The sequence below is a fragment of the Fodinibius sp. genome, from assembly GCF_041642155.1.
GTDB lineage: Bacteria > Bacteroidota > Rhodothermia > Balneolales > Balneolaceae > Fodinibius.
The window spans coordinates 10,582-22,169 of sequence record NZ_JBEPWZ010000024.1 but is presented as its reverse complement, the minus strand read 5'-3'; the positions used below and the strand labels follow the sequence as shown (position 1 = coordinate 22,169).

The following is an 11,588-nucleotide window of genomic DNA, read 5'->3' as shown; positions in this document are numbered from 1 at the left end:
CCGTAGTTTCTGTACGATTCCCTGAAAGTTAACCATTTGAAATGAGTCTTCCTATCATTCTCGCCCCCCCCATCCATCACCCAGTCAGAAGCAGTAATCAGGCGTTATAAGACAAACGAGGGAATTCCTAATCGTCCCGTTCCCTGATGATCCCCAGGACGTCCAAGTCATAGTCCGTGTAGGTGGTATACCGACCGTTGAGCCACAGGACGGCTTCATACTGCTCATTGCTGACCACAACGGGACGGATATTATCCTCTTCGGAATCTTCGGTGACAGGGGTCCACTCCCAGGTTGCTCCGCGGTCGCCGGTCGTGCCCCGGAAAATTTCATAGCGCCGGGAACCCTCCGGGTTCAGCTCATCCCCGGTCTCAGGGTCCACATCCGCGGAGATATACACCACATTCGGATCCTCCGGGTGCAGGGTAATCAGTCCCGTATATTCATTCTCCCCCGGGTACAGCCGGCTGCCGGCGTAGGCAATCTCATGCTCCCGCCACTGCTCCCCGTCCCAGCGCGCATAATGATACCGGTGATCGAATCCCGCCTGGTCCGTCTGCTCACGTTCGCCAAGCGCAATGGGATCTTTGGTTACCGAAAAAGCAACGTACGGTCGGCCCTCCCCGTCCAGCTCAATATCGCTGGTCCAGGCCACATCAGCGCGCGTGGTGGAATCCCCGTCGAACACCGTGGTGAAATCGTAGGGTTTCAGGTCCGTGGACTCATCGCCGCTCAACGGGCCAAGGGCCTGCCCATCTGACTCGTACACCTGTTCCCCATCCGTGTACCCGTGGTAGATGCTGTTGTTATAATTGCGCGGGTGACCCTCGGTAGCAATAAAATGAATTTGATCACTGTTATTAGACGTATACCGCAGGTACGGGCGCCCCTCAAAAGCCAGCAGTTGTCCCCCGTACTGCCAGGAATCCCCTTCATCCTCCGATACCATGTAATTGGGATTCCAGCCGATGCCCCGGTGAAAATTATAAATCTCTCCTGTCTCCGATAACCGGTACACGTTGGAATAGGTCACCTCCTCCCGGGTATCGGCCACCTGTTCGGGTCCCCATTCACTGATCTCCCCCGGTTCAGACGAAATTCGGTACCGCATCCGGGTGTCCACTCCATGTCCCGCGTAGACGGTCAGGTACCTGTCATCGGGACGCTTGAGCAGCACGCCCACGTTGTGATCATCAGGCTGAAAGGTTGTATCATTCAGCACAACGGTCTGCTTTTCCCCGGTTCTTATATTATAGCTGGAAACGGTATTCGCCCCCTCCGAGGTGACCCCGGAAAACAGCAGCTGATCCCCGTCCAGCATAGCCCGCTCATCCTGGTACCAGCACCAGCTCCCGTCGTCATTCAGCAACAGGACCTCGTCACCTGTTTCTTCATTGGGGGCATCAGACTGACAGCCTAAAAACCCCATACCAACGATTACCAATACAATGATGCCAAGATCTATACCGATGGCTGATTTACCGTTGCTTCGCTTATTCATAATCTTATGTAGATATATAATATGGTTAATACTTACTGAAGGCTTTGTAAAACCGTTCTTTGGCCAATAGCTGCATTTTCGTGCATTCAACATAAGCAGGATGCGAGCTACGCCAACGGATTGGGAATCTTCACCAGGTCCTGGATTGTCTTTCCTTCATGCTCCATGCGGGCCAGGGTGTAGACATGCCCGCCCGCGCCCACGGCAATCGAATTGACGTAGGTAGGCCTGGTCCCGTCCTCATAAAAAATGGGCCCGTGATCCCGGTACCGGTCGGTGGGCAGGTGATAGGTCACCAGGTGCAGATTCTCCAGTCCCCGGGCCGCCCCTTTGGCAATTTCATCCTTCCCTTTAACTCTTTTACCCTCCCTGTAAATGGGTCCCCCGGTCAGATAATAGATCGTTTCCCGATCGGGCCCCAGCGTAAACCCCAGATAACCATAGCTGAACTGGTCGTAGAATCCGCTCTTCCGGGAGGGTTCGGAGGTAATTCGTTCCACCAGTTCGATCTTTTCCTTTTGCGGGTCGAGCCGGAACAGGTATCCCGAGTTGCCGTGGACCCCGTAGATAACCTCTTCGCCGGGATGCCAGAATACTTTTCGCCAGTTATAGGACATATTGCCCGGCCGGGTGGGATCATATTCCCCGAAGTAATCCAGTCGCAGGTGGACCTCCTCCAACTTGTCAACCGCTTTATTCCCGGGTTTATACGTCAGGATATCCCCTTCCGCATTGGAAAAATATACCGTACCGCTGCGCGGGTCGACGACCAGCGAGCGGCACAGCACCCGAAAATCATCCCCGGGCGTGCCTCCTTCTCCTTTGTGTGCAATGGGACCGATATCATAAAGCTCATCTTTTGTCACATCATAGTGAATAAAGTAACCGGTAGGCCAGGTGATGCCGTAGATCTGGTTCCGGTCGACATCCATGGTCATAGATACCATACCCTCCCCGTGGGGGACCAGCGCCAGGTCGTGACAATCTCCGGTGCTCATATCATACGATAAAATGTGTCCCCCGCGATACAAACCGTAATCGCCGGGAGGATTCTCCGGAAGCCGGTCCATCCCGTCGATGGTTTCATAAATCCCGACATGCGTTGAAAAGTATAGCTGCATGTCGCTTTCATAAAACTCCACGTGGCTTTTCCCCTGTCCGATGACGTTTTCCCCTTTTTCGCCGCATAGTTCGGTCAAATCCCCGATATGGGTTATGCTATCCCTTTCGGGATTATACCTATAAAACTGTCCCCCTATTTCGATATGCTCCGACGACAGCACATAATATACATTCCCGTCACTAGCCGTCGACAGGGCGTTATAGGTATCATGGGCCAGTTCAAATCCGGAGTAGTAACGCTGAGCCGTTAATCCATTCTTCATAATATGCTCTAAATTTCCTAATCTTGCTCTTCTGAATACCGTCTTAAATACTTGTATTAATAAGTATTGATTGGTTTTCATTTCCCATGGCGGAAAAAAATATAAGTATTCCATGGAAAAGTTTTTGGATTAAGTGAGCGAGGCATTTCACCTGCTGATACGATAAAACTTCCATAATACCCGGCCTAATGCGTGGTACTGAAAAGAGTGAACAGCGCCGGAACGTTAAAAAATCATTGCTGTCTGAGCTATCATGGTATCGCGGTCGAGTTAAATGATTTTAGCGCAGGTGCAGCGAATGACAGCACCATGCATTAACCCGGTGAATTTTTTGATTACTCTTTACTTCACTGAAAAAAGCACTCATATAAAAATCATTTCTAAACTCACTCAATAAGTTTATTCTCGGGCGGCTCGATACCGATCGTCTCGGCCAGGCGGACCATCTGACTCAGGATCCGTGTTTCAATGTCATAGCTCCATTTGGCCGGCATCCCGTATACCGCCTGCGATGAGGCGCCCTCGTAGCCTCCCTCGTGCAGTACCTCGGCCGTGGGAATATAGGCCATCACATCATTGGTATAGCCCATGACGATACTGTCGTAGCCGAAGATCTCCTTCAGCTGAATCGAATATTCAATCAGCAGCTCGCCCCCGAGCGCAAAGATATTCTGATCACCCAGCTGCCATACCTGCAGGGGAAACGGGTAGTTTTCCCGGAAGGACTCTCCCCGCTCAGCCTTTTCCAGCAGACGCTCGGCCCATCGTTGCTGGTAGCCGGAAGCGGTTTCCGCATGGCGGGACAGCTCCTTCACCGAAGCCGGGGCATTCAGGTCCAGCTCCACTTCCCTGTAGGCGGTGGACAGGGAAGGCTCCAGGGGCTGCATATCATCTTCCTCCAGGACACGGTCAACCGCCGCGGCCAGGGTCCGTCCGTATTGCCGGGCCAGGGGCACCGTCCGCCGCGGCAGCGGATTCTGATCCGCTCCGGCTCCCTGAAAGAACATCGCCACGGCTCCGGGATGCTCTTTCTCCAATTCGATCTGGGCAAAGCCCGGATAATCACCGGACCATTCGTTCATGCCCAATACCGTAGGGTGACAGGCGTAGCCGAAGGTAAGGGCTCGCAGGTCGCCTCCGGGGGTGGTCACTTTAAGCACGGGCACCGCGTAATCATTCGGACCGTTCAGGTCATGTCGCCGGAACAGAGTCGAGGCGTCGTTGTTGCGCCGGTTCACCTGGAACCGGGCGACCCCGCTGCCGCTGTAGATCTCCGCCGGGGACAGGTCCTCATACGCTTCCTTGATCAGTTGAACAGTCATTTCTACCAGCTCGTCCGAATACTCCTGTACTTTACGGCGCTCCTCGTCATCGAGTGGATAAATATCCACAAGCGAATGTTCCAGTACGGGTCCGGAGTGCGTGTGCGAGCTGTTTAACATTACCTGGGCTTTGGAAAGATTCAGCTCCTCCTGCAGCCGGGACCGTATCTCATCGGACATCCCTTTCGGCCAGCCCAGGATATCGGCGGTCACCAGCACCGCCCGGTTTCCGGATGCATCCTCCAGGGCCAGCGCTTTCGCCCAGATATCGTGCATCGTACCGCTCGAGGGTTCGGTCCGGTTTCCATAGCCGGCCAGCCACATAGAACGCTCCGGGGTAATATTAATCTTCGCCACGCCGGCCTTCCAGCCCTGCCCTTCCTGTGATCTGTCCATAGCAAATCCCTCCAAGACTAAAAAAATAATAAAAGTGGATAAAAGAACTGTTTTTTTCATGATATATCACGTATTGGTATCGTTGTTATTGTTCGCCGGTAATGCTAATTTCTGCCCCCCCGGAGGGACGTATGTGCATGTGAGAGTCCCATTTAAAATAAGAGTAAAGAGTAAGCAGAGCCTTCGATTGAAAATCTACCCGTCGATGCCAACATCACCCGGGAAAGAGCCTCCCCTTGCGCTAGTAAGTTGTAACGAATGGTGGGAGTCTACACCTTCCTCAGTAAGGAATGCTCCCTACCTTTACCGTAAAGACCCTGTATGTTAATCGTTTACCGAATATATTGCGAATATTTTCTGGTAGCAACGCAGGAAAAGAGGCCCTGTGCCTCGCTCGCCCCTAACGCATAAGAAGCAACAGGACGCACTACGCATAGAAATTGAAGCCTTCTAATTTTTTACAGGAATGAGGCCATACAAATCAACATAATGTTTGAAGCGGCTAACGATTTATTCTTTCAGATCTTCCGCATTTTTATGAATCTTTTCAATAGCCGACGCAATCAGATCCATGTCATTTTTGCTACCCAGTAAGATATTCTGGGTAAACCAGGCCGCTTCTTCGTTGCAGAGTTGCTCGTTGCGGGGACAGGCATTTCGTTCAAGGAATGCCTCGTAATTCAACTGATCTTCCGAATAGAACTTTTTAAAGTTCGGTGACTGCAGCGCATTCTTAATAAAGGGTTGTTTATTAAGTTCACCATAGCCGCTGGAGCAGGGGACCCCTTCCGCCCTGAGAGCCTGCAGGAATTTACTTCTTGTCAGTCCCTTAAATTCCTCTTTATTATATCGGAAGGGGAAGAGGTGAAAGGCTGCACGGGTTACATTCGGATATAATTTGTACGGACTTATCCCCGGTATCTCTTCCATCCGGGCCTTGAGATATGCGGCGTTTTCATTGCGAAGCGTCGTTTCCTCCTCGAGCCGCTTGAGCTGTGCCAGGCCTATTGCGGCCTGGTACTCCGCCATGCGCAGTTTCGTGCCCACACGTCCCTCTGCGGATCCGTAGGGATTTCCATAATTATGATAGGAGTAACAGCGATCCATAAATTCTTCATCATCACTCACTATAGCCCCGCCCTCGCCTATAGGCAGATTCTTGGAATTCTGGAAACTGAAGCAGCCGGCATGCCCGAAGGTCCCCACTTTCTGACCATTTATTTCAGCAAGCCAGGCCTGACAGGCGTCCTCTACCACGGCGAGATCATGCTTCTCGCTTATCTCCATGATGCGCTCCATATCACAGGGCAAGCCAGCTATATGGACCGGCTCTATCGCTTTGGTATGGGGAGTTATTTTTTCCTCGATCTGGGCCGGGTCCATCTGAAATGTTTCCGGATCCGTATCCACAAAGACCGGGATCGCTCCATTGGCTAATATACTGGAAACAGACGCTATAAACGTATACGGAGATACGATCACTTCATCGCCCCATCCCACGTCCAGTTGAGCGAGCGAAGTTTGCAGGGCATTGGTGCCGTTTACAAGGGCCAGGCAGCGCTCGGTCCCGATCGTTTTCGCCCACTCCTGCTCAAACTCAGCAACCACGTCGCTTCGCGACCATACCCCGCTTCGCATCACCTCCAGCAGTCGCTGTTCATCTTTTTCCGGGTACCAGCGGGGCCATTCAGGCCAATCCGGAGATACGACCGGATTCCCGCCCAACAATGCAGGTGTGTCGTGCTTCCTCGTCATATAATTCAGCACATTGCCTCCGGGCAACGCCATAGCAGCCGCAGCACCCAGGCCAGCCATTGAATTTTGTTTCAGAAATTCTCTTCGGGAGTATTTTTTGTCATTCATAACAGGTCCTTTTAAAATTTAGCGTAAACGCCCCAAGCGTTTAGCAATATCTGAAGGGCGGCGCCCCTCAAGGAAATATAAAGCAATAGCTTCTCTAATTTTTGTTCTTACCATACTAACCACAAAAGCACGAAAACCCAAAATATCAGTAAGTACTTACACTACACGTCCAGAAAATCCATGACATTTTGGGACAGCATTTTATCTTTTGCCTTTTGGTTTGCTTCATCCTCATAAAGCGATTCAATCCGCAACAACCCGGTGCAATAATCCAAAATCGGGGAATGCGTACCTAAAACAAACTTTTCTGCTCCATAGGTTGAGAGTAATTCCACCAGGCTGTTCATGCCTCTTCCCGAGGTATCCAGCAGCGCATCGGCTTTTTTCAAAACAGAGGTTTCCTCTTCATCCAGATTCGTACTGTTCGCTACATTCAGGATCATATATTTGGCATCCGGTACCTCCCTGATAATGGGAATGACATCGCTGAGGGACCACTCCTCCTCGATATCGTGCCACGAACTGGGGCGGCTATCCACGATGCGGAGCGTAAATGCAACGGGCATGCCGTGATCCCGGGCCATTTTAACCAGCTCTATACAGTTGGCATTATTCAGATCATAGCCGTGGTATTTCGGGTACAACCGAATGCCCTTCATACCATATTGCTTCCTGCATACTTCAAAATCATCCTTCCAGCCATTATAAATGGGATTGATGATAGCAAAGGGAATGAAACGGTCTTTAAATCTTTGTTCGGAGTTGATCTCCCTGTAGAGCTCCTCATTTGCTTTCTGCGTATTCTTGTAATAGATGCCGTCCAGATTACTGATAACGGAGACATCCACGCCGAACTTCTCCATGCGTTCATCCAGAAGGGCCTTGCAGGTATTAAATCTCCGGTACCGAAATGGCCAGTGTCCTATATATGCATTACTGTCAATCAACATGATTACCTGATTTTCTTAAAATATCATTATAATTATCAAAAAATATTTTTTCGCGCTGACGCTCGCTGAGGTCCGCAGCCAGGACATGACCCACGCCCTGGTAAAAACTGTTGTCACAGCCAAAGAACATCCGGTCCTCGCCCACATATTCAAGGGCAAAGTCAATAATATTGGCATCGTTATTACTCCCCGAAATGTCAACATACACATTGGGACAGTTTTTCACCGCCTTGCATGCGGCCTCCCAATCAGGTCCCCCCGCCAAATGGGCCAGCTGAAACATCGCTTCCGGGTATCGTTTGGAAATATCAGCAAAATCAGTAGCCACCGAAACCGTATCCTTCTCTGAGGGAGCGGGCTCTATCCTGGATCGGCCGATACCGTGGTGCATCAGAATAATCATGTCCAGGTCGATAAATTTCTCGATGATCGGATAAAAGGCGGGGTCGGCGATGTTTACATGGCTATACACTTTCAGCCCCACCATGCCCTGATCCACACACCGCTTGATTTCTTCCAGCGATTCCTCTTTGTACTCGGGATTTAACGTCATCTGCCCGATAAACCGGTCGGGATATTGCTTCACGCAGTCCAGGACCAGGTCGTTGCACCGCTTGAAATCCTCCGGCGTTCCTTTCACGCTGCGGGATAACGGCCGGGATATGACCAGCTTTTCGATGTCCAGCCGGTCGGCAAACGCTATTTGTATGTCGGGACTCTCATCCCGGAAATAGACATGCGCGTGCGAATCGATCATGCTATACTTATTTACTTCCTCCATAATATCGAAGGAAGAAGACGATTTCGCTGCCGGTGCATGGGGTTGGCCAAGAACATTTTTACCCATCATTAGTCCCGCCGCCGAAAGCGCGCTATTCCTCAAAAATTCTTTGCGATCTATACCTGACATAATCTATGTTATTTAATCTTTGCAGTGAAAATAAGGTGCCGATCTGTAAAACATTCAGTGGTTTAGCTAATATTATATGTATGCCGCTGAGAAGAGCTAAGGGCTAACACTCAGCCCTGAAACAGGTTAAGTAAGAGCGCCTTTACTGGCGTTACTTTAACTTGAGCTTTTATAATAATGCACAAAATTAGAAAGCATATAACTTCACAAAGCCCTTTGGGTATTACATGCCAAAAAATAAGCCCAACATATGACTGTTGGGCTTATCCTTGACGTTTATACTCATTAATTGTAGCCGGGGTTTTGCTCTAAGACCCCATCTTCGGTTTCATTGATCTCGTGTTGAGGGATAGGAAACAGGGCATGATGCTCCTCCACGTCCAGCTCGACCGTCAGATTTTGCGTTCTGTCGATTTCTGAAAGCTCATCGATAAACCGACCGGTTCGCACCAGGTCCGGCCACCGCTCGTTTTCAAGGCAAAGCTCCAGCTGCCGTTCATGGAGCAGGATATCGAGAAACTCTTCTTCCGATGTGGCATCAGCCACCGTATAGTTATGATCGGAATCACCGAATGCCCGCTCGCGTACCATGTTGATATAATCCACGGCCCCCGGCGTGTCACCGGTATAGTACAAGGCTTCGGCCTTTAGAAGTAGTACTTCCGCGTAGCGAATCACATGGAGATCCAGTCCGGAAGAAGTTCTTCCGTTGTGAGGTACCAGAAACTTACTGATATAGGGACGGTAGGTCAGCTCGCTATCCTCGGAATCCGGATTTCTCCACATTTCCGTAATAGTGGCCTCTGTTCTGGAGTCTTCCTCCTGGAACTCCTGGTGCAGATCCCAGGAGAGATCGACAATCTGGTTTCCAAGACTGGCATATCCTTCCACCCCGAAATACGGGATAAAATCAGAGGGTAGTTCATTGCCGTTTTGATCCTGAATATACTTCAGGGTAAAAATACCCTCGTCATGATCTTCGTTCTCCAGGGAGTAAATATCACCGAAATTATCCAGCAGCCTGTAGTCCATGGATTCCACCTGGTTCAAATAGGTCAGGGCCTCATCATAATTTTCCTGATAAATATGAACCTGTCCGAGCAGCGCGGCCGCCGCTCCGGTGGTTGCCCTGCCCGACTCGATCTCACCTTTGGCGGGAAGGTTGGAAAGGGCGGTCTCCAGATCGCTGATAATCAGCTCATAGATAGCCTCTTCGCTGGCTCGTTGTGTGGTCCTTGCATCTTCGATTGTAACCTGGCTGGTTATTTCCGGGACGCCACCGAAGGCACGCACCATGTCAAAATAGTAGAGGGCTCTCAGGAAACGAGCTTCCCCTTCTATTCTATTGCGGTCTGCGGACGGCAAGTCGTCCGGATTATCCAGGCTTTGAATGACCTTATTGGCCCGGAATATCCCGTTGTAGTTGCTCTGCCAGAAATTCTCAAAGATATCGTTGCTCGGGTGAAATGACAGCTGGTCTACCTGCAGCAATCCCCCGATAAAGTCATATTCCGATTTGTGAACATGGTCCGTCGGCGTTTCAAACACCACCCAGTTCCTGGGATATCTCTGCTGGTAACCGTTATAGACCCCGAGGATGGCGCGCTCCATATCGGCCGCGGTCTGATAGAAGTTGGCTTCCGTCAGTTCGGACTCAGGCTTCAAATCCGTCACGCTATCATGACAGGCGGTCAGCCCACTTATCAGAACCAATAATACGATGTATAAACTATACTTATTCATGATAATGTTCAGTTAAATTATTAAAAATTCATGTTTATACCGAATGCGATGGTCCGGTTAAGCGGCTCGGATCCGTTATTCAGTCCCGGATAACTATTGGGACCACTGATTCCACTCGTTTGGCCTTCCGGATTATAGCCGTTAAATCCCTCTTTCGTCAGCATGAGTGCATTACTCACCGACAAATAAACTCTCAGATCAGTGACGTTGAACGGCTCCAGCAGGCTGGCAGGTAATGAATACCCAAGATTGATATTTCGAATCGAAAAGAAGGTGGCATCTTCCAAGTAATAGTCATTGCTTCCGATATACTGCAGAACGGACAGAGAAGCTGCCGGATGTTCACCGTTACCGGGTTCCTCGGGCGACCACCACTGTCCCTCGACCACAGGCCGAAGCAGAGCACTCGTTGTGGCTCCCTGGTAATAGAGATTTTCCAGGTTATACCGCTTACCCCCGAACGAAGCCTGCGTGACCACACTCAGGTCAAAGTTTCTCCAGTTGACATCATTCACCATGCCCATATAAAAGTCAGGCATGAAATTTCCGAGAATCATTCGGTCATCATCATCGATGTCCCCGTCATTATCTTTATCCTCCATGTGCACCGTTCCGACCGGCTGACCGGTCATCGTGGCTACCTCATCCAGCTCTTCTTCGCTCTGGATGACCCCGAGCATTTTATGCCCGTAAAAGGAGAACATCGGCTCTCCTTCTCGGAGAATCCAATCCATGCCCCGAGAGTGGGAAATCGTTCGCTCTTCTACGCCGCCCCCGAGGTTGGTGACCTCGTTGTTATTTTTCGTATAGTTGAAGGAAGTGGACCACTGGAAATCACTCTTCTGGATGTTCACCGTGTTGAGCTCCAGCTCAATACCACTATTCTTAATATCACCTACATTAGTGAGAGAGCTGGTAAAGCCGGTAATAGCCGGGGTATTAACGTTATACAACAGATCCTTGGTCGTCTTCTCATAATAGTCAAATACGATATTCAGCCTGTTGTTGAAAAATCCCGCATCAACACCCATGTCATAACTGAACGTTCGCTCCCATTTCAGATCCGGGTTGCCAAACGAGTTTTGCGCCTGACCGATGGTATAATTTCCGCCCGGAGAATACGCGTAATCACCAATGGTCCCGAGATAGGCAAAATTACCGATGCTAAAGTTGCCGGTCACGCCGTAGCTGGCCCGCAGTTTCAGGTTGTTAAGCGCATCCAGGTCTGACATAAAGTCCTCCTCTGTGACTCGCCATGCGATCGAAGCGGAAGGAAAATAGCCCCACCGGTTATTGGGACCGAATCGTGAGCTTCCGTCCGTACGAATGGATGCGGACAGCAAATACGTCTCGTCATAGGCGTAATTGACCCTCGAAAAGTAGGAAGCCAGTCCCCATTGTGTTTTGGTGCTGTATGTACTTGAAGGATTAATTACAGCATTATTCAGGGTCCGGATAGTCTCATTGGCATAACTGTTTGAAACAGCAGCCATTAAATTTCCCCAGTATCCTTCATGC

Annotated in this window: 8 protein-coding genes; all 8 read right to left on the bottom strand. The window is 50.3% G+C overall.

All coding sequences use genetic code 11. The features are described 5' to 3' along the window. Nucleotides 1-127: 127 nt before the first annotated feature. Nucleotides 128-1,501 (bottom strand): BNR-4 repeat-containing protein, encoded by a 1,374-nt coding sequence (locus ACESLU_RS03125; RefSeq protein ID WP_372634981.1) that lies wholly within the window; start codon nt 1,499-1,501, stop codon nt 128-130. Nucleotides 1,502-1,608: 107 nt separating this feature from the next. Next, a complete protein-coding gene (locus ACESLU_RS03120; RefSeq protein WP_372634978.1) occupies nt 1,609-2,886 on the bottom strand; it encodes a hypothetical protein in 1,278 nt (425 codons plus the stop codon). Between the two features lie 386 nt (nt 2,887-3,272). Next, nucleotides 3,273-4,604, bottom strand: coding sequence for a neutral/alkaline non-lysosomal ceramidase N-terminal domain-containing protein (locus ACESLU_RS03115; protein WP_372634975.1), 1,332 nt, complete (start codon nt 4,602-4,604; stop codon nt 3,273-3,275). Between the two features lie 510 nt (nt 4,605-5,114). Further along, the gene (locus ACESLU_RS03110) at nt 5,115-6,467 is read right to left on the bottom strand and encodes a DegT/DnrJ/EryC1/StrS family aminotransferase (RefSeq protein WP_372634973.1); all 1,353 of its coding nucleotides are present in this window, start codon (nt 6,465-6,467) and stop codon (nt 5,115-5,117) included. Nucleotides 6,468-6,628: 161 nt separating this feature from the next. After that, nucleotides 6,629-7,417: an amidohydrolase family protein gene (locus tag ACESLU_RS03105; RefSeq protein WP_372634970.1), complete on the bottom strand. Its 789-nt coding sequence runs from the start codon at nt 7,415-7,417 to the stop codon at nt 6,629-6,631. Further along, on the bottom strand, nt 7,407-8,327 hold the full coding sequence (locus tag ACESLU_RS03100) for an amidohydrolase family protein (RefSeq protein ID WP_372634967.1): 921 nt from the start codon (nt 8,325-8,327) through the stop codon (nt 7,407-7,409). Before ACESLU_RS03100 ends, ACESLU_RS03105 begins: the two co-directional genes overlap by 11 nt. Before the next feature lie 285 nt (nt 8,328-8,612). Then, on the bottom strand, nt 8,613-10,070 hold the full coding sequence (locus ACESLU_RS03095) for a RagB/SusD family nutrient uptake outer membrane protein (RefSeq protein ID WP_372634964.1): 1,458 nt from the start codon (nt 10,068-10,070) through the stop codon (nt 8,613-8,615). Nucleotides 10,071-10,090: 20 nt separating this feature from the next. After that, nucleotides 10,091-11,588, bottom strand: a 1,498-nt coding sequence (locus tag ACESLU_RS03090) for a SusC/RagA family TonB-linked outer membrane protein (RefSeq protein WP_372634961.1), incomplete at its 5' end; no start/stop codon positions are given.